This window comes from Kribbella turkmenica, assembly GCF_004348725.1.
In the GTDB taxonomy this organism is placed as follows: domain Bacteria; phylum Actinomycetota; class Actinomycetes; order Propionibacteriales; family Kribbellaceae; genus Kribbella; species Kribbella turkmenica.
Map to the genome: position 1 here is coordinate 14,090 of NZ_SMKR01000058.1, position 24,438 is coordinate 38,527.

Here is a 24,438-nt window from a genome sequence, read left to right on the forward strand (position 1 = left end):
ACGGAGGATCTCGTGCAACAGATCGACGCCACCCCGCTGAGCGACGAGGAGTTGCAGGGCCTCGATGCGTACTGGCGGGCAGCGAACTATCTGTCCGTGGGACAGATCTACCTGCTCGACAACCCCTTGCTGGGGGAGCCGCTGCGTCCGGAGCACATCAAACCGCGGCTGCTCGGACACTGGGGTACGACGCCCGGCCTCAACCTGGTCTACGCCCACCTGAACCGGGTGATCCGGCAGCGCCGGCGCGAGTTCCTGTGCGTGATCGGGCCCGGCCACGGGGGTCCGGCGATCGTGGCCAACACCTGGCTCGAGGGCAGCTGGACCGAGGCGTACCCGAACACGACCCAGGACGAGCAGGGGATGGGCCGGCTGTTCAAGCAGTTCTCGTTCCCCGGCGGCGTCCCCAGTCACGTCGCCGCCGACGTCCCCGGGTCGATCAACGAGGGCGGCGAGCTGGGCTACTCGCTGAGTCACGCGTACGGCGCGGCCGCCGACAACCCAGGCCTGGTCGTCGCCTGCGTGGTCGGCGACGGTGAGGCCGAGACCGGCCCGCTCGCGACCTCGTGGCACTCGAACAAGTTCCTCGATCCGGTCCGTGACGGCGCCGTGCTGCCGATCCTGCACCTCAACGGCTACAAGATCGCCAACCCGGCCCTGCTCGCGCGCATCGGCGACGAGGAGCTGACCGCGCTGCTGCAGGGCTACGGCCACGAGCCGTACCTGGTCGAGGGCTCCGACCCGGCGACCGTCCACCAGGCGATGGCCGCCGCGCTGGACCACTGCCTCGACCGGATCGACGAGATCCAGCTGGAGGCGCGCTCGTCGCCCGAGCGGCCGGCGCGCGCGGCCTGGCCGATGATCGTGCTGAAGACGCCGAAGGGCTGGACGGGTCCGCACACGGTCGACGACCTACCGGTGGAGGACACCTGGCGGTCACACCAGGTGCCGCTGTCCGGCGTACGGACGAACGAGGAGCACCTGCGGCAGCTCGAGTCCTGGTTGCGCAGCTACCGGCCGGAGGAGCTGTTCGACAACGACGGCCGGCCGGTCGAACGGTTGCTGGAGTTCGCGCCCGGTCCGGACTTGCGGATGGGATCGAGCCCGCATGCCAACGGCGGCATGCTGGCGCGTGACCTGGAGCTGCCTCCGGTCGAGGAGTACGCCGTACCGGTGAAGCGGCCCGGGGCGGAGGACGGCGAGCCGACGAAGGTGTTCGCGGCGTACCTGCGGGACGCCTTCCGATTGAACGCCGAGTACAACAACCTCCGGCTTTTCGGTCCGGACGAGACCGAGTCGAACCGGCTGAGCGCCGTCTACGAGGCGACCGACAAGGCCTGGCTGGGCGACCGGCGGGCCACCGACGAGAACCTGGCCCCCGACGGCCGGGTGCTGGAGATGCTCAGCGAGCACACCTGTCAGGGCTGGTTGGAGGGATACCTGCTCACCGGCAGGCACGGGTTGTTCTCGTCGTACGAGGCGTTCGTGCACATCGTCGACTCGATGGTCAACCAGCACGCGAAGTGGCTGAAGACGATCAACCGGCTCGACTGGCGGCGTCCCGTCCCGTCGCTGAACTACCTGCTCACCTCGCACGTGTGGCGGCAGGACCACAACGGGTTCTCGCACCAGGACCCCGGGTTCATCGACCACGTGGTGAACAAGAAGGCCGAGGTCGTCCGGGTGTACCTGCCGCCGGACGCGAACACGCTGCTGTCGACCATGGACCACTGCCTGCGGACCCGGAACTACATCAACGTCGTCGTCGCCGGCAAACAACCGCAGCCGAACTGGCTCGACTGGGAGTCGGCCGCACTGCATTGTGCCCGCGGCATCGGGGTCTGGGACTTCGCCAGCAACGACGAGGGCGACCCGGACGTCGTGATGGCCTGCGCCGGCGACGTACCGACGCTGGAGACGATAGCCGCCGTCGACCTGCTGCGGGAGCACCTGCCCGGGCTCAGGATCCGGGTCGTCAACGTGGTCGACCTGATGCGCCTGCAGGACTCGACCGAGCACCCGCACGGGCTCTCGGACGCCGAGTTCGACGCGTTGTTCACCACCGACAAGCCGGTGATGTTCGCGTACCACGGCTACCCGTGGCTGATCCACCGGCTCACCTACCGCCGGCGCGGACACGACAACCTGCACGTTCGCGGCTACATCGAGGAAGGTACGACGACCACGCCGTTCGACATGGTGGTGCTGAACAACCTGGACCGCTACCACTTGGCGATGGACGTGATCGACCGGGTGCCGTCGCTGGGCACGCGGGCGGTGGCGACCCGGCAGTACTTCGCGGACCAGCGGGTGCGGCATCGCGCGCACGTCACCAAGTACGGCGAGGACCTGCCGGAGGTCCGGGAGTGGCGCTGGACCTCGTGATGCCTACTGAGCCTTGATCCGTGGATCGGCGAGGCTGGTGCGGAGCTGGTCGAGGATGCCGCGGAGCAGCCGGGAGACCTGCATCTGGCTGACGCCGAGCTCGTTGCCGATCTCCTCCTGCGTCAGGCCGTTGCAGAACCGCAGTTCGAGAATCTGCTTGTCCCGGTCGCCCAGCGAGGCGACGGCCGGCGTCAGGGTCTGCACGTTCTCGACCAGTTCGTAGCCGTCCTCGGCGTCGGCGACCGTGTCCAGCAGGCTGGTGCCGCCCTCGGCCGAACCGGGCGCATCCAGTGACAGCGTGGTGAAACAGCCGCGCACCGACGTGGCCTCGAGCACTTCGTCGGCTTCGGTCCCGAGCGCCTCGGCGGTCTCCTGCTCGCTCGGGAGGTGCCCGAGTCGCTGGGTGAGCTCGGACTCGGCGGCCGCGATCGAGCCCTGCATCTCCTGGACCCGGCGTGGTGGCCGCACGGTCCAGGCGCAGTCGCGGAAGTACCGCTTCAGCTCGCCCCGGATCGTCGGTACGGCGTACGACAGGAAGGCCGTGGAGGCGTCCAGCCGGTAGCCGTTGGCCGCCTTGACCAGACCGAGGTAGGCGACCTGCTCGAGGTCGTCCGGGTCCACGCCCTTGCTGCGGTAGCGAGAGGCGATCGAGCGCGCGACCGGTGCGTTCAGGATGACGACTTCGTCGAGCAGTTCCTGGTGCCGCGGGTCGGGCGTGCGGTCGGCTTCGATCAGCAGTTCCTGCGTGGTGTCGGCGACGCGCTGCTTCGAGTCGGCAGTACTGACAGGTGCGATCGTCACGGGAGAAACCTCGTCGGGGTCGTCCTGCGGCGTGGCATCAAGGCTGAACCACTCAGTCCCCACCAGATCAAACTCGGCGGTCGCTTTCAACCCCTGAGGTGTTACAGCTGTTTGAACTGGGAACCGGCCGATCGTGGACAAGTTCACCGGCGCGGCCGAGTGGGTGCCGCACGACGGCGGTCTGAAGAAGCTCACCGCCGCGCTGCCAGAGTGCCGCGGCTGCGACCTCTACCAGTACGCCGAACGCGTTGTTCCCGGAGAAGGTCCGGCCCGGGCGCGGATGATGTTGATCGGTGAACAACCCGGTGACGTCGAGGACAAGGAAGGACACGTCTTCGTCGGGCCGGCCGGACGCCTGCTGGACAAGGCGTTGGCCGAGGTCGGGATCGACCGGTCGGACGTGTTCCTGACCAACGCTGTCAAACACTTCCGGTTCGAGCGCCAAGGTAAACGCCGGATTCACAAGACGCCCGGCGCGGGGCACATCGGCGCCTGCCATCCCTGGCTGGATCGCGAACTGGAGATCGTCCGGCCGTCGATAGTCGTCGTGCTCGGCGCGGTCGCCGCCCGGGCAGTCTTCGGAACCGGGTTCAAGGTCACGGAACAACGAGGGCTGCCGCAGGTCCTCCGGGACGGGACGGCCGCGATCGCGACCGTCCATCCGTCCTCGGTGGTCCGCTCCCGCGAGTACCGCCGCGACTTCGACCTCTTCGTGCACGACCTCCGTGCCGCCCTCGCGCAGTTGACGTGACAGCGCGGAGTTTCAGGAGATCCGGCGCAGTTCGGGCAGGACCTCGGTGCGGTAGAGGTTCATCATGTCGACCGAGTGCGGCCCCATGTTCGCCACGTAGATCTCGTCGAAGCCCGCCTCGACGTACGGCTTGAACGCCTGCACGTGCGCGTCCGCCTTCGGTCCCGCGGCCACGGACTGGGCGGTCGACTCCTTGGTCACCAGTTCGCTGGCCTGTTCGAAGTGGCGCGGCGACGGCAGCACCTGGGACAGTTCGCCCGGGAGACCGGAGTTCCGCCAGATCCGGTGCGCCTGCTCGATGCCCTCTTCCTCGGTCGGCGCGTAGCTGACCTTGAACCCGACCTGGGCCGGCTTGTCGCCGCCGCCGTTGTCCCGGAACCGCTTCAGCAGGTCGGCGTCCGGCGACGTGGTGATGTACCCGTCCGCGATCCGCGCCGCGACGTCGGTCGCCTCCGGGCCGAACCCGGACATGTAGATCGGCAGCGGTGTCTCCGGCCGGGTGTAGATCCGGGCGGTGTCGACGGTGTAGTGCTTGCCGTGGTGGTTGACGAAGCCGTCCTCGGTCCACAGCCGCCGCATGATCTCGACCGCTTCCTCGAGCATCTCCAGCCGGACGTCGACCGTCGGCCAGACGCTGCCGAGGATGTGCTCGTTGAGGGCCTCGCCGCTGCCGATGCCGAGTGTGAACCGCCCGTTCAGCAGCACCGCGCTGGTGGCGGCCGCCTGCGCGATGATCGCCGGGTGGATCCGCACCGTCGGACAGGTGACCGCGGTTGTCACCGGCAGCTCGCAGACCTGGGAGATGGCCCCGATGGTCGACCAGACGAACGCGCTTTCGCCCTGCTCGTCGTTCCAGGGGTGGAAGTGGTCGCTGATCCACAGGGCGTCGAACCCGGCCTCCTCCGCGAGCCGGGCCTGCTGGATCAGCTGTGCCGGCGTGTACTCCTCACTGGACAGGAAGTATCCGATCTTCACCACGTCTCCCGAGTGCATCGACTGCAGTGCCTGCCCGGTGCCCCGCTGCCGCCGCCCTATGCACCGCGCAGCGCTTTGCCGAGATCGCTGTCCGCGGTCACCGACACGCGGTCGAGCTCGAGCCAGGACGCCATCAGGGCGAGCTCGGCCGCCAGCGGCTCGACCACCTCGGCCACGGGCACGCCGTCCTCCGCGGTGACGGTCGGGACGACCAGGGCGGAACTCCTCCGGTCCGCCTTCAGATCGACCCGGGCGACCAATCGGTCACCGAGCAGGAACGGCAACACGTAGTAGCCGTGCACCCGCTGCGCGGCCGGCGTGTAGATGCTGATCCGGTAGAAGAACCCGAACAGCCGATGGGTCCGGTCCCGGTTCCAGATCAGCGTGTCGAACGGCGACAGCAGGGCCCGCGCGTCGACCGGCCGGTCCTCCGCCCCGGACCACAGGTAGCTCTGCTGCGGTACGCCGTCGACGCGCACCGGAACGAGATCGCCGGCATCGACGAGGTCACCGATCACCTGCCGGGCGGTTGCTAGAGGCAACGGAAAGTGCGCCGTTCCGCCGCGGCCGCAGAGTTCCCGCGCGGTGGCCACGCCGAGCCCGCGGGCCGCGATCCGGACCAGCTCGCGTCGGGCCTCGTCCGCACCGATCTCGGGTTCGCGCAGGACGGCGTCGGGCAGCACCCGTTCGGTGAGGTCGTAGCGTCGTTCGAAGTTCCGGCGGCCGGCGATCGTCACCCGCCCGGCGCAGTACAGGTACTCGATCGCGATCTTCGCGTCCTGCCAGTTCCACATCGTTCCGGTGGACGGGTCCGGGTCCGGGTCGGTCCGCTTCCGCCGTACGCCGTCCGGGCTCGCCTGGCCGGCCGTCACCGGTCCGCGGTCGGTGACCAAGGCCAGCACGTCGTCGACGTACCCAGGCCGTTCGGTGGTCAGCCGGCGCATCCCGGTGACGACCGACCACGGCGCGGTGAGGTCCGGGCTGAGGTCGTCGGCCGTCCAGTCCTGCTGCTCGGCCGCCCGCATCCGCCAGCGGAACAAGGGGTAGCTGCTCAGCGGGATGAGGCTTGCCTTGTGGCCCCAGAAGTACTCGAACAGCTCCCGGTCGTCGGCTCCCCACGACATCCGGTCGAGGGTGGCGCGCGGGTATGGCCCGAGCCGGGCGAACAGCGGCAGGTAGTGCGAGCGGCAGACGACGTTCACCGAGTCGACCTGCAGTACGCCGATGCGCTCGAGGACCCGCCGGAGATGACGGGCGTCGACCCGGCCGGACGGCCGGGGATCGGCGAATCCCTGCGCGGTGAGCGCGATCCGGCGCGCCGTGTCGACCGGGATCGCCTCGCCGGTCGCAGCCATGGACCGAAACTACCGCGCCTGTTGGGTCAGCACGATGCGGAGCAGGACGACGACCACCGTGATCGGTGCGGCCGCGGGCAGGTGCTCGCCCATCAGCAGCACCGACCGGACCAGCGTCAGCAACGCTGTGCGAGCTGGAGATCCGGCTCAGCTACGTGGCGGCCGCGTCACCGGACGAGATCGTCCGTGGGGCCGCGCGGCTCCGACACCGCGTTGCGCCGGCTCAGTCGTCCGTGGCCGGACCCACAGCGCCGCCCCACGCGGGAGCTGCGTGGGACGACGTGGTGGGACCGATCAGGTGAAGATGCTGACGCCGCCGGGACCGACCAGCAGGCCGATCACGATCAGAGCGGCGCCCCACAGCAGCTGACCGCGGACGAGCGAGACGATCCCTGCGATGACGAGGATCGCCGCGATGATCCACAGGATGAGACCCATGGTTCTTCCAATCTCTAGGGCCGGGCGGGGATGCCCGGCGGCTGTTCTCCCCGTGCTGCACCCCCAGTGCCCACTCCGCAAACCCTGATTCGCTGACAGCCACTGTCAGGTTTGACTGGTTGACTGGCCGTCGCCGGACCTTCAGGAGGAACCGATGGACGAGTGTTGCGCGGTCGTGGACCTGCGCCAGTACACGCTGCACCCGGGGCAGCGTGACATCTTGGTCGACGTGTTCGACGAGTACTTCGTCGAGGGCCAGGAAGCGGCCGGCATGCACATCGTCGGCCAGTTCCGCGACCTGGACGACCCGGACCGGTTCGTCTGGCTCCGTGGCTTCGCCGACCTCCGGTCGCGGGCTGACGCCCTGGCCGCCTTCTACAGCGGCCCGGTCTGGCGGGCGCACTCCGGTACGGCCAACCGGACGATGATCGACTCGGACAACGCCTTGCTGCTCAGGCCGATCGAGCTCCGCGACGGCTACCCGCGCCTCGACTCCCCGCGGGCCCCGATCGGTGCGACCTTCGTCCCGGACTCGGTGATCGCCGGAGCTGTCTGCCACCGGGGTGCACCGGGTGACGGCTTCGTCGAGTTCTTCACCGACCACGTTCTCCCGGCGCTGACCGCGAGTGGTGCGGAACCAGTGGCCGTGTTCGAGAGTTTGGTTGCCGAGAACAACTTTCCGGCGCTGCCGTTGCGCGACGAGGTGGTGCTGGCGTGGTTCGCCCGCTTCCCCGACGAGGCGGCGTACGACGATCATCGCCGGCGGCTCGCGGCGTCGCAGGTCTGGCAGCGCAAGGTCCTGCCCGAGCTCGTCTGCCGGTCGGCGAAGCCGGTGCAGGAGTTGCGGTTGCGGCCGACCGCGCGCTCGCAGTTCAGGTAGCTTCGCGCGGCCGCGATAAATCGCTTGCGCGGCCGGGCCGGCGCCCGGCATCCTGAGTCGACCCGTGCGGCGACGAGCGCTGCCTGAACCTAAGGAGGGCTGACGGATGGCCATCACTGTGCTGCGGCATGTCCGCATCAGTCCCACCTCACCGTTCAGGAGCACTCCGGATGTCTTCCGACGTCTTTCGTACCGATTCAGAACTCTCTGACCTCGCTGACTTCGACTCCCGCTGGGCCGGCCTGGCCGGCGACGAGTCCCAACCCGATCCGGCCGACGCGTTCGTCTTCCGCTTCCAGGAAGTGGACGAGCATCTCGGCCCGGATCAGCGCTGGTCCACCTGGCTGGACGTCGAGCGCGGTTCTCGCGGACCTGATCCCCGCCCGGACTGGGTGGTGACGGAACAGGGCGCGATCGACACCGAGCTCGGCGTCCTCAAAACCGGCAAGGAAGCCGACGTCTTCCTGATCGAACGGGCCGTCGAAGCCATCGGCGACAACCCGGCCCGGTCCTCGCTGCTGGCCGCCAAGCGGTACCGCACCGAGGAACACCGGTCGTTCCACCGCAGTACGTCGTACGTCGAAGGGCGGCGGACCCGGAACAGCCGGGACAGCCGCGCGATGGCGAAGAAGACCGCGCACGGCCGCAGCGTCGCCGCGGGGCAGTGGGCGTACGCCGAGTGGGACGCGCTCTGCCGGCTGTGGAAGGCCGGCGTCCCGGTGCCGTACCCGGTCCAGGTGGACGGCACCGAGCTGCTGATGGAGTTCATCGACGACGGCGAGGGCGGGGCCGCGCCACGGCTCGCCCAGGTCCGGCCGCCGAAGGACCTGCTCGGTCGGTACTTCGAGCAGGCACGCGACGGGATGCGTGAGTTGGCCAGGGCGGGGTTGGCCCACGGCGACCTGTCGCCCTACAACGTCCTGGCCCAGGGGGAGCGGATCGTGATGATCGACCTCCCGCAGGTGGTCGACATCGTCGGTAACCCGAAGGGGATGGACTTCCTGCTGCGGGACTGCCACAACATGGCGACCTGGTTCACCAATCGCGGGCTGGAGGTCGACGAGCAGGAGCTGTTCGCCGACCTGCTCACGATGGTGTTCTGATCGCCTGCTGCAGCAGCGGCACGAGCGGGACCAGCCGGCCGGGGTAGGCGTCGACGAGTCCGTCGACGTGGTTGCCTGCCTCGACCCGCTGGTACGTGTGCAGGCCGGTACGACGGGCCATCGCGGCGTACACGTCCGAGTTCTGCGTGATCGGCAGCAGACTGTCGTACGTGCCGTGAATGGTGACCAGCGGCCGGCGGATCTTCCCGGTCAACGCGATCCGCTGGACGGCTCGTTGGGCCTGTGGGCGCCGCGAGAAGTCGTAGTCGGCCTCGCTGCCGACGTAGGTGGGATCGAGCTCGGCCGCGTAGATCCGCTGCGTCAGCTTCCAGTAGACCGAGTAGTGGTACTCCCAGAGGAAGTCCGACCGGGGATCGAAACCGGCCGCGGTGATCAGCGCCGGAGACTGTTGCTCGTAGCCCCTGATCACCGGCGGCAGGAACGTGAAGAGGTTCTTGCCCGCCGTCCACAGGGTGCCCTCGAGATCGACTCCGCGGGTGTACAGCCCGGGGTGGTTCTCGAGCTGCCAGCGCACCAGGTAACCGCCGTTGGAGATGCCGGCCGCGATCACCTCACGGGCCGGACGCCGGTAGTACTGCGCGACGGTCGCCCGGGCGGCGCGAGTCAGCTGCGTGGTCCGCAGGTTCCACTCGACGATCGCGTCACCCGGCCGCACGCCGTCCTCGAAGAACTCGGCGCCGGTGTTGCCCTTGTCGGTCGCGGCGTACGCGTAGCCCAGCGAGAGCACGTAGTCCGAGATCGCCCGGTCGTTCGCGTACTGAGCCCGGACGCCGGGTGAGCCGGAGACGACCAGGCCGCCGTTCCATTCCTCCGGCAGCCGGATGACGAACTGGGAGTCGTGGTTCCAGCCGTGGTTGGTGTTGGTGTGTGAGCTGTCCGGGAAGTACCCGTCGATCTGGACGCCGGGGACGCCGGACTGCTGTGGCAGACCCGAGTGCGTGAGACCGGCGTAGTCTGCCGGATTGGTGTGCCCGGACCTGACGGTGCCGGCGGTGGTCAGGTCGTCGAGGTGTGCGAGTTGCTGGTGCTCGGCACCGGGAACCCGGACCTGACGGTGGGCATCGGCCGGCACGGTCACACCGGTCAGCAGCAGGACGGCGGAGAACAGAGCGAGGCGGCGCATGGCGCCACGCTAGAAGCCGGTGCTGCGACCGGACAGAGGGTCGCGGCACACATACGCCGGTGGACGGGTGTTCTCCTACGACACCGCCCGGGCCGCCGCGCGTCCCGCCGTACGGCCGGTGAACAGGCAGCCGCCGACGAAGGTGCCCTCCAGCGAGCGGTAGCCGTGCATGCCGCCGCCGCCGAAACCGGCCACCTCGCCGGCCGCGTAGGCACCGGGCAACGGCGTACCATCCGTTCGCAGCACCCGCGACTCCAGATCCGTCTGCAGACCACCGAGCGACTTCCGGGTCAGGATGTTCAGCCGTACGGCGATCAGCGGGCCGGCCTTGGGGTCGAGGATCCGGTGCGGTGTGGCCACCCGGATCAGCTTGTCGCCGCGGTAGTTCCGGGCGCCGCGCAGCGCGGTGATCTGCAGGTCCTTGGTGAAGGTGTTGGTCAGCTCGCGGTCCCGGGCGACGATCTGCCGCTCCAGGTCGTCCAGGTCGATCAGGTTGTCACCGGTCAGGTCGTTCATCCCGCGAACCAGGTCGGGCAGGTTCGCCCGGACGACGAAGTCGGCGCCCTTGTCCATGAACGCGCGCACCGGCGCGGTCGCGCCGCCGCGGGCCCGGCCGAGCACGCCCCGGATGTCCTTGCCGGTCAGGTCCGGGTTCTGCTCCTGGCCGGAGAGGGCGAACTCCTTCTCGATGATCTTCTGGGTGAGCACGAACCAGGTGTAGTCGTACCCGGTCCGCATGATGTACTCGAGGGTGCCCAGGGTGTCGAACCCGGGGAACAGCGGCACCGGCAGCCGCTTGCCGGTGGCGTCGAACCAGAGCGACGACGGACCGGGCAGGATCCGGATGCCGTGCATCGGCCAGACCGGGTCCCAGTTCTGGATGCCCTCGGTGTAGTGCCACATCCGGTCCCGGTTCACGTACCGGCCGCCGGCCTTCTCGGTGATCGCCAGCATCCGGCCGTCCACGTGCGCAGGCACCCCGCAGATCATCCGCTTCGGCGGCTCGCCCATCCGCTTCGGCCACTGCGACCGGACCAGGTCGTGGTTGCCGCCGATCCCGCCGGACGTCACGATCACCGCCTGCGCGGTCAGCGCGAAGTCGCCCACCTCGGTCCGCGAACTGGGCAGCCCGCGCTCGACGTCACTCGGCTCGAGCACCTTGCCGGCGACGCCGTCGACGACCCCGCCGGTGAGGGTGAGCTCGTCCACCCGGTGCCGGAACCGGAGCTCGACCAGCCCCTTCGCGACCGCCTCCCGGACCCGGCGCTCGAACGGCGCGACCAGCCCGGGCCCGGTGCCCCAGGTGATGTGGAACCGCGGCACCGAGTTCCCGTGGCCGTCGGCGTTGTAGCCACCGCGCTCGGCCCAGCCGACCACCGGGAAGAACCGCACGCCCTGGGCGTGCAGCCACGGCCGCTTCTCGCCGGCCGCGAAGTCGACGTACGCCTCGGCCCACTGCCGGGCCCACCTGTCCTCGTCGTCCAGCCGGTCGAAACCGGCCGAGCCGAGCCAGTCCTGGAGCGCGAGATCCCGCGAGTCCCGGATGCCCATCCGGCGTTGCTCCGGGGAGTCGACGAACATCAGACCGCCGAACGACCAGAACGCCTGCCCGCCGAGCGAGGCCTCCGGCTCCTGGTCCAGCAGCAGTACTCTCCGGCCCGCGTCGGCCAGCTCGGCCGCAGCGGCCAGACCGGCCAGTCCCGCCCCGACGACGATCACATCCGCGTCCATGAGGTCCATGTATAGCGGACAACCGGCGCCGATAGACGCACTTGCACAGAATCGTGAGGATGGGACCTGTGACGATCCTTTCCGCGCAAGACCTGGTCCTGCCCGCCGCCGCACTCGGAGCGGAGAATCCGCTCGCCCCGTTGAGCAGCCGGCAGGAGCTCCACCAGGTCCAGAACCTCGACGACCTCCCCGCGGACCTGCGCGAGAACATCGGGTACGGCCGGTTGCACAGCCCACTGCCGTGCCTGAATCAGGACGGGTACGACCGCGACTTGACCGACCGCACGTTCCCCGCTCTGGTGCTGGAGAACGACCACCTCCGCGCGACCGTGCTGCCGGGCGTCGGCGGCCGCCTCTACTCCCTCGTCCACACGGCGAGCGGTGCCGAGCTGCTCTACCGCAACCCGGTCTTCCAGCCCGCCAACCTTGCCCTGCGCAACGCCTGGTGGGCCGGTGGCGTCGAGTGGAACGTCGGCAGTACCGGCCACTGGACCGGGACCTGCGAACCCATGCACGCCGCCCGCGTCGACGGCCCGGACGGTACGCCGGTACTCCGCCTCTGGGAGCTGGAACGGACCAGGAATCTCGTCACCCAACTCGACTTCTGGCTTCCGGGCGACTCGGAATTCCTCTATGTCGGCGTCCGGCTGCAGAATCCGTCCGACGCCGAGATTCCGGCGTACTGGTGGTCGAACATCGCCGTCGAGCAGTCCCCGTCGACCCGCGTGCTGGTCCCGGCCGACCAGGCCTGGCGCTTCGGGTACGCCGGATCCGGCCGGCCCGGCGCGACCGGACGCTACCTCGACCTGGTCGGCGTCCCGGAGTTCGAGGGGATCGACCTGACCTATCCGATGCGGCATCGCCGCGCGGTCGACTTCTTCTTCGAACCACTCGCCGGCGAACGGCCGTGGATCGCGTCCGTCGACGCCGACGGCCACGGACTCGCGCAAGCCTCGACCGAGCGGCTGCAGGGCCGGAAACTGTTCGTCTGGGGCGAGGGTGCGGGCGGCCGGCGATGGCAGGAGTGGCTGTCACCGGGCCTGCGCGGACACGGGTACGCAGAGATCCAGGCCGGCCTGGCCCGGACCCAGCTGGAGCACCTGAAGTTGCCCGCAGCAACTAATTGGCACTGGCTCGAGGCGTACGGCCGGGTCTCGGTCGACCCCGCGGCCGCGCACGCCGACGACTGGACCGCCGCCCGTACGGCCGGCGCCCAGTCCCTCCGCCCGGTGCTGGACCAACTGCGGGACCGCGAGCAGGAGTGGCTGACGGTCGCGGACGCCGTCCCGGCCGAGCAACTCGCGGTCGGGTCCGGTTGGGGTGCACTCGAGCTCGCCCGGACCGGCTGGACGGTCTCAGCCGGTACGCCGTTCGCCGAGGACACGATGACTGCGCGGGAGCGCGCCTGGTTGCCGCTGCTCGACGGACGGTTGCCGGCGGCGGACGCCGTACCGGACGGGACGCTGGTGAGCTGGCGAGAACTGCTGGAGAAGGCAGCGGAGAACTGGCTCGTCTGGTACCACCGCGGTGTCGCTCGGCACCACGCGGGTGACACGGACGGCGCCGCGGCCGCCTGGCTCGAGGCCGGCGACAACCCGTGGGCACTGCGGAACCTAGGCCTCGTCACCGGCGACCTGGCGTACTACGAACGAGCGGTCGCACTGGCGCCCGACCTGGTGGAACTCGTGGTCGAGGCAGTCGAGGTGGCGATGGCCGTCGACGTGGATCGCGCCGGCTACCTGCTCGCGAACTGTCCCGACGACCCGCGTATCCGGCTGCTCCGGATCCGGCACGCGCTGCGGACCGGCGATCCGCGAACCGCCCACGAACTGCTGGCCGACGGCTTTCAGTTGCCGACCGTCCGGGAGGGTGCGAACCCGCTCGCGGACCTGTGGGTGGAGACCGAGGAAGCCCTCGGCACCAACCGTCCGGTGCCGCCGCGGTATCAGTTCGGGATGGGCGGTCACTGACGCGGCAGACAGTTTGTCAGGACTTGGGAACCGAACACCCCCGGGTGGCGTCTCACCGGTGTGCGGCAAGGGCCGCGCAACGCAGTATCGACCAAGACGACCGCGCCGCCCGCGGGCGGCGCGTCGGGGGTGAGTGCCATGTTGACGATCCTCGTACTCGGTGGGTTCGGCCTGGTGCTGCTGGTCACGGCATGCATCGTGCTGGACGTGCTCGCCGGGGTCCGGCGGGACAAGCTCCCCACGGGCACGGAAGAGAAGACGGCTGGTCAGGTGATCCGGGTCCGTGGCCCGGTTCGCGGTCAGCTGAAAGGCGGCGTACCGACGGAGTACACCGAGGTCACCGTCGAGTACTGCACCCGCCGGGGTGAGGGACCGTTCGAGGTCTCCCGCCGGCTTCCGGCGGGCAGCAGGATTGCTTACTCCAAGGGCGACCGGGTGATCGTGAGCTACGACGTCCGGGCACCGCGCCGGGCCCGGATCGCCGGCCGGGTCAGCCACTGGCCGCAGCTGGGTCCGCGCAACGCGGACCCTGTTCCACAGCCCTGAGCCAGAAAGCTTCCGGGTGATTCGTCCTCGCCGCCCGCGAGGGCTTTCGCTGTTACGCCTGCAGGTGGGGGGCCAGGAGGTCGTAGAGCACCGGACGGCCCCGGGACAGGACGTACTCGGCCTCGGCGGGAGTGAGGCGGTCGGCCAGGTGCGCGAGCGCCTCGCCCATGGTGATGCTCAACGTGACCGCCAGCCGGAACTCGCGGCCGTCCGTGGCGCCGAACCGCGTCGTCAGCAGCTCGGCGAACTCACCCGCGTGCTGGTCGTCGAACTCCCCCGGCTTCGTCTCCAGGTCCGGGTCGCCCAGCCCGCTCAGCGCCACCGCCTTGAACCCGGGGTCCGTCCGGTGCATCTCCCGGAACGTGTCCAGAGTGACGTCCACCGCCTGCCGCCACGACGTCACCGGCGCCAGCCGCTCCCGGACCGCCTCGGTGTAACGCGCCTGGTTCCGGCGTTCGATCGCCTGGATCAGGCTCCGCTTGTCCGGGAAGTACCGATACACGCTGCCGACCGCGATCTCCGCCCGTTTCGCGATCCCGCTCGTCGACGCGGCGTCGTAGCCGCGCTCGACCACCTCGGCACAGGCCGCGTCCAGGATCCGTTCGACCTGCCGGCTGGCCCGGTCCTGGGTCGGTGTCCGGCGCAGCGGATACGCCCCCGATGTCACCATGTCGCTCATTGTCCATGTTCTGGGGGGACAACGTTGCCACCTTCCTGTGACAGATTGCCGTCAGATCGGCGTCACCGCGCCGAGGCATGATCTTGTGTCCGTCCACAGGAGGGGAAACACCCGCCATGCGCATCAGCAGAACGGTGGTCGCCGGCCTGGCGTCCGCCGCGATCGCCGCGTCCGGACTCGCCGGTACGGTGCTCAGCACCCAGCAGACGTCACAGCCTCCGCAGGCTCCGCAGGCGAAGGGCCACGAGAACGGCTCCGGGCTGCGGCTCAACCAGCTCCAGATGATGGGCTCGCACAACTCCTACCACCGTGAGCTCAGCCCGGCCGAGCAGAAGGTCCAGGAGGCGCAGAACCCCGGCTCGGTCAACCTCTGGTACTCGCACGCCGCGATCCCGGGTCAGCTGGCGGACCAGAACATCCGCACCCTCGAGCTCGACCTGCTCCCGGACCCGGACGGCGGGCTCTACACCTACCCGCTGATCCGGAAGCTGACCGGACAGGGGCCGCTCACCGATCCGGTGCTGGCGCAGCCTGGCATCAAGGTCTTGCACATCCCGGACTTCGACTACAACAGCACCTGCGCGTCGCTCGTCGTCTGCCTGCGGCAGGTGAAGGCCTGGTCAGACCGGAACCCGGACCACACGCCGATCACGATCAGCCTCGAGCTCAAGCAGTCCGACCCGAGGATCGTCGCGGCCGGCGGGGTGCAGTCGCCGCCGTGGGACGCGGCCAACCTGGAGCGAATCGATGACGAGATCCGCTCGGTGTTCTCCGAGCAGGCGATCCTGACCCCGGACGACGTCCGCAGGCCCGGCCTGACGCTGGAGCAGTCGGTGCTCACCAAGGGCTGGCCGACGGTCGACTCCGTCCGCGGCCAGGTGTTGTTCTACTTCGACAACGGCGGCGCCGGCGCGATCCGCGACCTGTACCGGGCCGGCCGGCCGAACCTGGAGGGCCGGGCGGTCTTCACCCGCGGTCCCGAGGGCGAGCCGGACGCCGCGATCACCCAGGTGAACGACCCGCGCGGCGCCAACCAGGCCGAGATCCAGCGGCTGGTGGCGAAGGGGTACCTGATCCGCACCCGGTCGGACGAGCCGATGGCGACGATCCGCGACAAGGACTTCAGCCGGGTCGGGATCGCGTTGGCCAGCGGCGCCCAGGTGGTGACCACGGACTTCCCGGTCGTCGGGATGGCGGCGCGCTACGACAGCGACTTCGTCGCCAAGCTGCCGGGGGACACCCCCGTACGATGCAATCCTGTGTCGGCGCCGACGTGGTGCCGGGGGAACGTCTCGGGAAGGTGAGCTGAGCATGTCGGAGCACGTGGTCGATGTCAGCTGGAGTCGCGGTGGGCACGAGTTCACCTACGACACCTACCACCGCGACCACGAGTGGCGCTTCGACGGCGGTGTCACCGTGCCCGCGTCGGCCAACCCGGCGTACCTGGGCACCCCGGGGCCCGTCGACCCGGAGGAGGCGTTCGTGGCGGCGCTGTCGTCCTGCCACATGCTGACCTTCCTGGCGATCGCGGCCCGCAAACGCCTGGTGGTCGACGCGTACGACGACCACGCGGTCGGCGTGATGGCGAAGAACGAGGCCGGCCGGCTGGCGATCACCCGGGTGACGCTGCACCCGAAGATCGTCTGGGGCGGTCCGGAGCCGGACGCCGAGGCGCTCGAGCGGATGCACCACCGCGCTCACCTGGAGTGTTTCATCGCCAACTCGGTGACCACCGAGGTGACGGTGGCCTAGTGCAACAAAAACCACCCGCCGGCCTGGCCTGAGCCTCGCGCAATTGGCGTCAGGACGGCCGGCGGGTGGTGTGCGGTGCACCTCTGTGGCGGTGCACCGGTCACGGATCCGGCGGCGCGGCGCACTGGGCGCCTCTGCGTTCGTGTGCGACTCCGTGCGGTCTGGCTCGGTGGGCAAGACCGTCCGGGCGCGCCGCCTGGATCCGTTCGTCCGGTACGCGCCTTACTGCTCGGCGGCGGCGTCGCTCCGGTCGTCGGTGGTCGGGGTGCTCGTGTCGGCGAGCAGGTCCTCGAGCCGGCGGACCTGCTCGTTGGCCATCGCGGACATCAGTCGGTGGATCGTCATGCCGGTGAGACGCACGCGTGCGCCGGGTATGACGGGAATCCGGCCGATCTTTTTGGTGTGACCTACTTCTCATCCAGGCCGTCGAGGCGGAGCGGGACCAGTTTCCGCGCCTCGTCGTACGTCGTGCCGGTGAGCTCGAGCAGGTCGACCACGGTCGAGCGGATCTGGCCGAGGACCACGACCGCCGACAGTCCGGTCGGCAGCGGCATCACCGCCGTACGGCGGCCGAGCTCACCCAGGACGCGGTGCGCGGCCACGTCGGCGGCCGGCTCGAACAGCGACTCGGCGATCAGGCGGGTGCCGTCGGCCAGCCGGTCCAGGAGCAGCGGGTACTCGGCCGGCATCTGCTCGTCCCGCCAGACGGACACCGCGCAGCGGCGGACCAGCACTCGGATGTTGCGGATCGCGCGATCCAACGGGACGACGAGGTCCGCGATCTGCTGGACCCGGCCGCGGTGCCGGCGGCGGAACGGCGACAGCCGGACCACGGCAACGCCCTCGTCGGCCGCACTGCGCAGGTCGTCCAGCATCGACTCGCTGGCCCGAGCCCGCCGGAGCGCGTCGGTGACCGTCTTGTCGTCCTTGATCCGGAGGCCCTCGGCGGTCTCCTGCAGGGTCTCGGACAGCTCGTTCAGCACTTCGGAGGCTTGTTGCCGGGGGCGCCGGATCGCCGCCGCCGGCGCGATCGTGGCGGCGGCCAGCGCGACCACGCCGCCGAGGACGGCGTCGATCCAGCGACTGAACCCGGCGCCCGGATCCGGCAGCAGGGTGGTGACGATCGCTGCCTGGATGCCGGCCTGCGTGGTCATCAGCGTGCCGGCACCGAGGAGGACGGCGACGCTCATCGCCAGCGCGACCACGAAGACGATCTGCGGTACGCCGGTGCCGAAGAAGCGGACGAACAGGTCGCCGACGCCGACCCCGACGGCCACGCCGACCATCACCTCGGCCACCCGGCGCAGCCGCTGACCGAAACTGAAACCGAGACACACCATCGCGGCCACCGGGGCGAAGAACGGTTGCGGGTGGCCGGCGACGTACCGCGCCAGCGCCCACGCGATGCCGGCGGCGAGCGCGCACTGACTGATGAAGAACAGCCGGTCCCGCCACCGGTCGACCCGGCGGCGGACCGACGCCCGCGACCGGCGGGCGGCCTGCGGGGCGATGTCGTCCCGCAGTTCCCGCAGCTGGTCCAACGTCAGTCTGACCGGATCCACGGACCCATTGTGGCGTGCGCGCGCTGCGGCTTGATTCACCCGCGCTGGGCGGACAGTGTGGTGCCATGAGCGAGCGCAGCGAGCGATCCATCAGCACTGTCGAGATCTCGGTCAGGCCGGAGCCGAGCGCTGGCGAGGTGGAGGCGTGACCGAGAACAACCGCGAGGACTACGGCAGCTACAGCGTCGACGACGAGAACCAGCTGCAGCCGGAGGACACCCTCGACGACCGGGGGGTGGACGACCTGCTCGACGAGGGTTACTCGCCGCCGGAGAGGTGGTCCGCGGGCGAAGGATTCGGTACGACGGCCGACGAGGCGCTGCAGGGCGAGTCGCTGGACCAGCGGATCGCGCAGGAGGAGCCGGACGCGGACCCGTACGCCGAGGACGGCGAGGATGTCGGCGGGCCCGAGGTCGGCGTCGCCCGGTCCGGCCGCCTGGTCGCTCCGGACGAGGGCGCCCACGGTGACGACGAGGACGAACTGGTCGCCGGGGACGTCGGCTTCGACGGCGCCGCCGCCTCCGCCGAGGAAGCCGCCGTCCACGTCGTCGACGACGAGGACAACTTCGAACTCGCCGACGACGACGAACAGGACCTCCCGTCCTACCGGGACGTGGACCTGGGCGACACCACCGACCTGGAGGACTGACGCCCCTCGCTCCGCTCGGGCGGCCGTGGTGCCGAACGACAGCTACCCGCAGATGAGGTGACGGCCGCGGCCGCGGCAGTTCAGCGGGGGGTGACCAGGACTTCGGCGCCTCGGGCGGGAACGAGGGTGACGTTCTTGGGCTTGGCGGGTTCGGGGGTCGGGTCGGGAGCGTGCACGTTGTAGGCGGTGAGGGCGGCGCGGAGGATTTCGGTGCCTTCCATCAGGGAGAAGCCGGCGCCGATGCAGCGGCGGGCGCCGCCGCCGAAGGGGATCCAGGTGCCGGGGGCCGGCGGGTCGTCGTCGAGGAAGCGTCGGGGGCGGAAGTCCTGCGGCTGCGGGAAGTGTTCGGCGTCGCGGTGGGCCAGGCCGATCGCGGCCATGATCGTCGTCCCGCGCGGCAGCCGGTACCCGGCCACGTCCGCGGTCTCGGTGAGCCGGCGGCCGACCTGGTAGACGACCGGGTGCAGCCGCATCGCCTCCTTGACGATCGCCTCGAGCTCGTCGTCCGCGCCGGCGTCCGCGGCCCGCTGGCCGAACGCCAGGTCGTCCGGCCGCCGGGCCAGCTCGTGGAACGCCCAGCCCATCGCCGTCGCGGTGGTCTCGTGCCCGGCCAGCAGCAGCGTCACCAGCTGGTCCCGCAGCTCCACGTCCGACCAGTTGCCCGCGGCAAGCAGCCGCGACAGTACGTCGGTCCGCCCGGCGAGATTCCCGCGGCGCCGGGCGATCTCGTCGTACAGGATCTCGTCGACCTGCCGCTGCACGGACAGGTACGTCCGCCACGGCGGCACCCGGAGCAGCGCCGGGTAGAACCCGCCGAGCATGATCACCGGTGACACCGAGACGATCCGGTCCAGCAGCGGCCGGAGCTGGTCCAGCCGGTCGGAGTCGGTGACACCGAAGACGACCTGGAGGATGACCTCCAGCGTCAGGTCCCGCATCCGCTGGTGCAGCTTGAACGGCGTGCCGACGGGCCAGGTCGCGACCTCCGCACGGGCGAGCTCGTGCACCATCCCGGCGTACCCGCGCAGTGCCTGACCGGAGAACGCCGGCATCAGCTGACGCCGCATCCGGACGTGGTCCTCGTCGTCCAGCAGCAGCAGCGAGTGCGAACCCATGATCGGCTCCAGCACGGTGTTGCCCTCGCCCGCGTGCATCACCGACGGCGAGGCGCCGAACACCTCCCGGAAGTGCTCCGGCCTGCTCAGTACGACGACCACGCGGCTCGACGGCACCAGGCGGATCGTGAACACGTCGCCGTACCGCTCGCGCATCCGCGGGAAGAACGTCTTGCGGTGACTCGCGAAGAGAACGGTCTGGGCCAGCGTGGGCAACCGCGGCCCCGGCGGCAGCGACCGGGCCGTCTGCCGGTCGAGCGTCCGGGAACCGAGCAAGGGTGTCGGGGCCATGCCACCTCCTGGCTGGGCTTCCAACGCTACGTCAGCCGGGTGAACTGTCGCCGATGTCCACAGAAACCGGGGGCCGTGCACAGGGAACAACCTGTGCACGGCCCCCGGGTGGAGTTCAAGCCACCGGCCCGTGGCCGGTCAGGAGCGCTTGAAGCGGAGGGTGAGGATCTGGAACGGGCGGAGGTCCAGGCAGACACCGCCGTCCTGCAGGTCCCGGCCGGCCAGGTGACGCTCGAGGAGGTCGACCTCGGTCACCGACGCCACGCCGAACGACGGGGTGACGGTGGCCCGGGAGCGGCCGCCGCTGGACTCGTAGAGGCGGACGACCACGTCGCCGGACTCGTCGTCGGCCAGCTTCAGCGCCTCGACGATCACATTGCCGTTGTCGACAGCAACGATCGGCTCAACGCCCTCGGCGCCGGTGACGACCCGCTCGGGCAGGTTGATCCGGTAGCCCTCCTCGACCGCCTCCGGGATGCCGGCGCCGACCACCAGCGCGTGGTTCACGGTGTGCACGCCCTGGTCGGTCTGCGGGTCGGGGAACCGCGGTGCGCGGATCAGCGACGTCCGGATGACGGTGCTGGTGCCGCCGTCCTCGCGGGCGGTCCGGCTGATGTCGTGGCCGTACGTCGAATCGTTCGCCACGGCGACGCCGTACCCGGGCTCGCCGACGTGTACCCAGCGGTGCGCCGCGATCTCGAACTTCGCCGCGTCCCACGAGGTGTTCTGGTGGGTCGGCCGGAAGATGTGCCCGAACTGCGTCTCCGACGCCGACCGGTCGGCGTGCACGTCGACCGGGTACGCCGCCTTCAGGAACTTCTCGGCTTCGTGCCAGTCGATCGTGGTCTCGATGTCGACCCGCTTCGTGCCCGGCCGCAGCCGCAGCGTCTGGGTGACCGACGACCGGTTGAAGGACCGCTTCACCACGACCGTCGCGACGCCCTCGACGGTGCTGAAATCGACGCTGTCGACCTCGGTCACGTCGCGGACGTTGTTCTTGTAGAACGAGTCGACGTCCCAGGCGTCCCACTGGTTCGGGGTGTCCACATGCAGTTGCAGGAGGTTGCCCGCGGCACCTGGCGCGATCACCTCGCGGTCGGCCTGCACGTCGTACAGGGAGGTGATCAGGCCGCGCTCGTCGACGGTGACCCGGATCAGGCCGTTGTCCAGTACGCCGTTCTCGACCGTCACCGACTGGCCTTCGCCGACGGCGACGCCGGCGCCCAGGCCGGCGATGCCGTTGCGGCTGTGCGGGGCCGCGTTGAAGACGATCTGGGCGGATCCTTCGCCGGCCAGCGCCCGCTGGGCCTTGCCGATGATCGCGTCGAGCTCCTCGGCCAGCTTCGCGTACGTGGCCTCGGCCTCGCGGTGCACCCAGGAGATCGAGCTGCCCGGGAGGATGTCGTGGAACTGGTTCAGCAGCACGGCCTTCCAGATCCGGTCCAGGTCCTCGTAGGGGTACGCATCCAGCTTGCCCGCGACCACGGCCGCGGCGGACCACAGCTCGGCCTCGCGGAGCAGGTGCTCGCTGCGCCGGTTGCCCTGCTTGGTCTTGGCCTGCGACGTGTACGTCGCCCGGTGGATCTCCAGGTAGAGCTCACCCGACCAGACCGGCGCGTGCTCGCGGTACTCCTCCTCGGCCGCGGTGAAGAACTCGGTCGGGGACTCGATCGTCACCCGCGGCGAGGACTCCAGGTTCGCCACCCGGCGCGCGGTCGCGACGAACTCGCGGGTGGGGCCGCCACCGCCGTCGCCGTACCCGAACGGGACCAGCGAGCGGGTGGCCGCGCCGTTCTCGGAGAAGTTGCGCTGCGCGTGCGCCAGCTCGCGGCCGGACAGGTCGGAGTTGTAGGTGTCGATCGGTGGGAAGTGGGTGAACACCCGAGTGCCGTCGAGACCCTCCCACCAGAACGTGTGGTGCGGGAACTTGTTCTCCTTGTTCCAGGAGATCTTCTGGGTCAGGAACCACTTCGACCCGGACAGCTTCACCAGTTGCGGCAGGGCCGCGGTGTAGCCGAACGAGTCCGGCAGCCAGACCTCCTGGGTGTCGATGCCGTACTCGTCCAGGAAGAACTTCTTGCCGTGCACGAACTGCCGGGCCAGCGCCTCGCCGCCGGGCAGGTTGGTGTCGGACTCGACCCACATGCCGCCCACCGGAACGATGGTGCCGTCGGCAACGGCCTTCTTCAGCCGCTCCCACACCTCCGGGTAGTTCTCCTTCACCCAGGCGTGCTGCTGCGCCTGCGAGAACGCGAAGACGAGCTCCGGGTACTCCTGGGCCAGCGTGGCGACGTTGGAGACGGTCCGGGCCACCTTGCGGCGGGTCTCCCGCAGCGGCCACAGCCAGGCGGAGTCGATGTGCGCGTGGCCGACCGCGGACAGCTGGTGCGCGCTGGCGTGCGCCGGGCGGCTCAGGACGTCGGTCAGCTGCGCCCGGGCGTCGGCCGCCGTGCCGGCGACGTTCTCGTAGTCCAGGGCGTCCAGCGCACGGCTGAGCGCGCGCAGGATCTCCCGGCGCCGCGGCTCCTGCGGGGTCAACTGCTGCTGCAGGCCGTCCAGCGCCTCGAGGTCGAGGATCAGGTCCCACACCTCGGCGTTGAACACGGCCAGGTCGGCGCGGGTCAGCTGGTAGATCGGCGTGCCGCCCAGCTCGGGCTTGCTGCCGACGTCGGTCGGTGCGAACGCGTTCGACCCGAGCACCTCGGGGTTGGCCGCCGCCTCGACGTAGAACTCGATCCGGTCGCCGGGCGAGGCCGCCGTACCGTCGGGGCCGAGGATCGACAGCGGCGCGTACGTCTGCCGCGGGTGCAGCCCCTTCAGCGGTACGCCGGACGTCGTGTGGATCAGGCCTTCCGCGGAGAACCCGGGGCCACCGCTGAAGCCGAGGTCGATGACCGCCTCGACCTCGCTGCCGGCCCACTCGGCCGGAACCTGTCCGCTGAACCGGAACCACGCCGTACCCCAGGCGGCACCCCAGGGCAGGCCGATCCCGGCCGGCTCGTACGTCGCCTTGAGCGCTTCGGCGGGGGACACCGGCTCACCGGGGGCGTGCCACACCTGGATGTCCAGCGGGACCGCCGCGCCGTAGATCGCGGGGCGGATCCGCTCCCGCAGGGCGCGCCTGAGCCGCTCCTCGATGAGTTGACGGTCGTCGTGCACGAAATCATCCTCCGGGGTCTGGCCGTGCCTGGTCAGACGGCCACACGGCCGCTGCGATGACAACGCTGTCACACGCACCCCGCGCCCGTCCAGATGCAGTTCATCGTTGCACTCCCGGTAGCCGCCGTACTGCGGCGCGGAGCGTGACTACCGGTTCGAACCCGTGGCCGTCTAGGTTGTCCTGCATGGATCGCCCCCGCCTCCTGACCCCTGCCGGGAACGGCCGCGTCCGTCCGGCCGGCCTGACCCGGCGCAGCCTGCTCGGCCTCGGGGCCGCCGCGGCTGCAGGCCTGGCCGTGCCGGGCTGTTCGCGCGGCCGCTCGGACGAGCCTGCGCCGGCCGGGCCGGCGACGCTGGCCACCGGCAACCAAGGCGGCGTCTACAACGTGTTCGGCGGCGGGCTCGCCAAGCTGGTCAGCGAGGTGACCGGCATGGAGATGACGACACTGGTCACCAACGGCTCGGTGGACAACCTGCAGCGGGTTGCCGCGATGAAGGCCGACCTGGGCTTCACCACCTCCGACACCGCGCTGAACGCGTACGAGGGCACCGGCCTGTTCAGTTCCGGCGGACTCAAGTTCACCGCGCTGGCCCGGACCTACGACAACTACGTGCACGTGGTCGTGCCGACCGCGTCGGACGTGACCGAACTCAAGGACCTGGAGGGCCTGACGGTCAACGTCGGGCCGCTGAACTCCGGGACCAAGGTGGTGGCGGACCTGATCCTGTCCACCGCCAGGCTGCGTAACGTCAAGACCACCAATCTTTCCCTCACCGACGCGGTCGAGCAGTTGCGGCAGAAGGCCGACGCCCAGGGCCGTGGACCGGGGATCGACGCGCTGATCTGGAGCGGCGGCCTGCCGACCTCGCCGATCGCGGCGCTGCAGAAGACGGTCGGCTTCCGGCTGGTCGACATCAGCATCGTCGCGGAGGAGATCTCGCTCAAGCGGTTCGGCGGCTACATCGTGTCCTCGATCCCGCCGTCGGTGTACGGCCTGGCCAGTTCGGTGCCGACGCTGGCGGTGCCGAACTACCTGATCGCCCGGCCGAACCTGTCCGACTCCTGGGCGTGGTGGACGGTGAACACGATGTTCCGCCGGCAGAACGACCTGATGACGTCGCACCAGGAAGCGAGCTCGCTCGACCCGCGCT

General features: G+C 70.0%; 21 protein-coding genes. 10 read left to right on the forward strand and 11 right to left on the reverse strand.

From position 1 onward, the window contains the following. Nucleotides 1-12 precede the first annotated feature (12 nt). A complete protein-coding gene (locus E1218_RS15370) occupies nt 13-2,385 on the forward strand; it encodes a phosphoketolase family protein (RefSeq protein WP_132320586.1) in 2,373 nt (790 codons plus the stop codon). 3 nt (nt 2,386-2,388) lie between these two features. On the opposite strand, the gene E1218_RS15375 is transcribed toward E1218_RS15370, so the two are convergent. Continuing rightward, a complete protein-coding gene (locus E1218_RS15375) occupies nt 2,389-3,186 on the reverse strand; it encodes a sigma-70 family RNA polymerase sigma factor (protein WP_233712245.1) in 798 nt (265 codons plus the stop codon). A 133-nt stretch (nt 3,187-3,319) separates the two neighbouring features. Between E1218_RS15375 and E1218_RS15380 the strand changes: the two genes are divergently transcribed. Continuing rightward, on the forward strand, nt 3,320-3,937 hold the full coding sequence (locus E1218_RS15380; RefSeq protein WP_132320590.1) for a UdgX family uracil-DNA binding protein: 618 nt from the start codon (nt 3,320-3,322) through the stop codon (nt 3,935-3,937). Nucleotides 3,938-3,949: 12 nt separating this feature from the next. Here E1218_RS15380 and E1218_RS15385 read toward each other — a convergent pair whose 3' ends face one another. From E1218_RS15385 to E1218_RS36080, 3 genes are all read right to left on the reverse strand, one after another. Next, nucleotides 3,950-4,912, reverse strand: a complete 963-nt coding sequence (locus E1218_RS15385; protein ID WP_132320592.1) for a TIGR03557 family F420-dependent LLM class oxidoreductase — start codon at nt 4,910-4,912, stop codon at nt 3,950-3,952. Nucleotides 4,913-4,968: 56 nt separating this feature from the next. Next, entirely contained in the window at nt 4,969-6,267 is a 1,299-nt protein-coding gene (locus E1218_RS15390) for a winged helix-turn-helix domain-containing protein (RefSeq protein WP_132320594.1), read from the reverse strand. Between the two features lie 294 nt (nt 6,268-6,561). Next, complete coding sequence (locus E1218_RS36080) at nt 6,562-6,705, reverse strand: GPGG-motif small membrane protein (RefSeq protein ID WP_165949278.1); 144 nt, start codon at nt 6,703-6,705, stop codon at nt 6,562-6,564. A 154-nt stretch (nt 6,706-6,859) separates the two neighbouring features. On the opposite strand from E1218_RS36080, the gene E1218_RS15400 reads away from it, so the two are divergent. Together E1218_RS15400 and E1218_RS15405 are read left to right on the forward strand one after the other, a co-directional pair. Further along, nucleotides 6,860-7,585 (forward strand): NIPSNAP family protein, encoded by a 726-nt coding sequence (locus E1218_RS15400; protein ID WP_132320596.1) that lies wholly within the window; start codon nt 6,860-6,862, stop codon nt 7,583-7,585. Nucleotides 7,586-7,755: 170 nt separating this feature from the next. Beyond that, nucleotides 7,756-8,688, forward strand: coding sequence for a serine protein kinase RIO (locus tag E1218_RS15405; RefSeq protein WP_132320598.1), 933 nt, complete (start codon nt 7,756-7,758; stop codon nt 8,686-8,688). Here the strand turns inward: E1218_RS15405 and E1218_RS15410 are convergent. After that, on the reverse strand, nt 8,672-9,832 hold the full coding sequence (locus E1218_RS15410; protein ID WP_132320600.1) for an alpha/beta hydrolase family protein: 1,161 nt from the start codon (nt 9,830-9,832) through the stop codon (nt 8,672-8,674). The genes E1218_RS15405 and E1218_RS15410 overlap by 17 nt on opposite strands. 75 nt (nt 9,833-9,907) lie before the next feature. Further along, the gene (locus E1218_RS15415; RefSeq protein ID WP_132320602.1) at nt 9,908-11,563 is read right to left on the reverse strand and encodes an FAD-binding dehydrogenase; all 1,656 of its coding nucleotides are present in this window, start codon (nt 11,561-11,563) and stop codon (nt 9,908-9,910) included. Between the two features lie 68 nt (nt 11,564-11,631). On the opposite strand from E1218_RS15415, the gene E1218_RS15420 reads away from it, so the two are divergent. Together E1218_RS15420 and E1218_RS15425 are read left to right on the forward strand one after the other, a co-directional pair. Further along, complete coding sequence (locus E1218_RS15420) at nt 11,632-13,533, forward strand: DUF5107 domain-containing protein (protein WP_202866034.1); 1,902 nt, start codon at nt 11,632-11,634, stop codon at nt 13,531-13,533. 138 nt (nt 13,534-13,671) lie between these two features. Next, the gene (locus E1218_RS15425) at nt 13,672-14,079 is read left to right on the forward strand and encodes a DUF3592 domain-containing protein (protein ID WP_132320606.1); all 408 of its coding nucleotides are present in this window, start codon (nt 13,672-13,674) and stop codon (nt 14,077-14,079) included. Between the two features lie 52 nt (nt 14,080-14,131). Here the strand turns inward: E1218_RS15425 and E1218_RS15430 are convergent, their stop codons facing one another. Then, nucleotides 14,132-14,749: a TetR/AcrR family transcriptional regulator gene (locus tag E1218_RS15430; RefSeq protein ID WP_132320608.1), complete on the reverse strand. Its 618-nt coding sequence runs from the start codon at nt 14,747-14,749 to the stop codon at nt 14,132-14,134. Between the two features lie 125 nt (nt 14,750-14,874). Between E1218_RS15430 and E1218_RS15435 the strand changes: the two genes are divergently transcribed. Both E1218_RS15435 and E1218_RS15440 read left to right on the forward strand, forming a co-directional pair. After that, nucleotides 14,875-16,062 carry a phosphatidylinositol-specific phospholipase C1-like protein gene (locus E1218_RS15435; protein WP_132320610.1) on the forward strand — a complete coding sequence of 396 codons (1,188 nt, stop codon included), beginning with the start codon at nt 14,875-14,877 and terminating at the stop codon, nt 16,060-16,062. 7 nt (nt 16,063-16,069) lie between these two features. Beyond that, nucleotides 16,070-16,510: an OsmC family protein gene (locus tag E1218_RS15440; protein WP_132320612.1), complete on the forward strand. Its 441-nt coding sequence runs from the start codon at nt 16,070-16,072 to the stop codon at nt 16,508-16,510. A gap of 222 nt (nt 16,511-16,732) precedes the next feature. Here the strand turns inward: E1218_RS15440 and E1218_RS37765 are convergent, their stop codons facing one another. Beyond that, complete coding sequence (locus tag E1218_RS37765; RefSeq protein ID WP_267900309.1) at nt 16,733-16,855, reverse strand: hypothetical protein; 123 nt, start codon at nt 16,853-16,855, stop codon at nt 16,733-16,735. Nucleotides 16,856-16,917: 62 nt separating this feature from the next. Further along, nucleotides 16,918-18,072, reverse strand: coding sequence for an FUSC family protein (locus E1218_RS15445; protein WP_132320614.1), 1,155 nt, complete (start codon nt 18,070-18,072; stop codon nt 16,918-16,920). Nucleotides 18,073-18,217: 145 nt separating this feature from the next. On the opposite strand from E1218_RS15445, the gene E1218_RS15450 reads away from it, so the two are divergent. Then, the gene (locus E1218_RS15450; RefSeq protein ID WP_132320616.1) at nt 18,218-18,721 is read left to right on the forward strand and encodes a DUF5709 domain-containing protein; all 504 of its coding nucleotides are present in this window, start codon (nt 18,218-18,220) and stop codon (nt 18,719-18,721) included. 80 nt (nt 18,722-18,801) lie between these two features. Here E1218_RS15450 and E1218_RS15455 read toward each other — a convergent pair whose 3' ends face one another. After that, nucleotides 18,802-20,127 (reverse strand): cytochrome P450, encoded by a 1,326-nt coding sequence (locus E1218_RS15455; protein ID WP_132320618.1) that lies wholly within the window; start codon nt 20,125-20,127, stop codon nt 18,802-18,804. Nucleotides 20,128-20,265: 138 nt separating this feature from the next. Then, complete coding sequence (locus E1218_RS15460; protein ID WP_132320620.1) at nt 20,266-23,286, reverse strand: alpha-mannosidase; 3,021 nt, start codon at nt 23,284-23,286, stop codon at nt 20,266-20,268. Between the two features lie 185 nt (nt 23,287-23,471). Between E1218_RS15460 and E1218_RS15465 the strand changes: the two genes are divergently transcribed. After that, a partial coding sequence (locus tag E1218_RS15465; protein ID WP_132320622.1) for a TAXI family TRAP transporter solute-binding subunit occupies nt 23,472-24,438 on the forward strand: 967 nt, incomplete at its 3' end.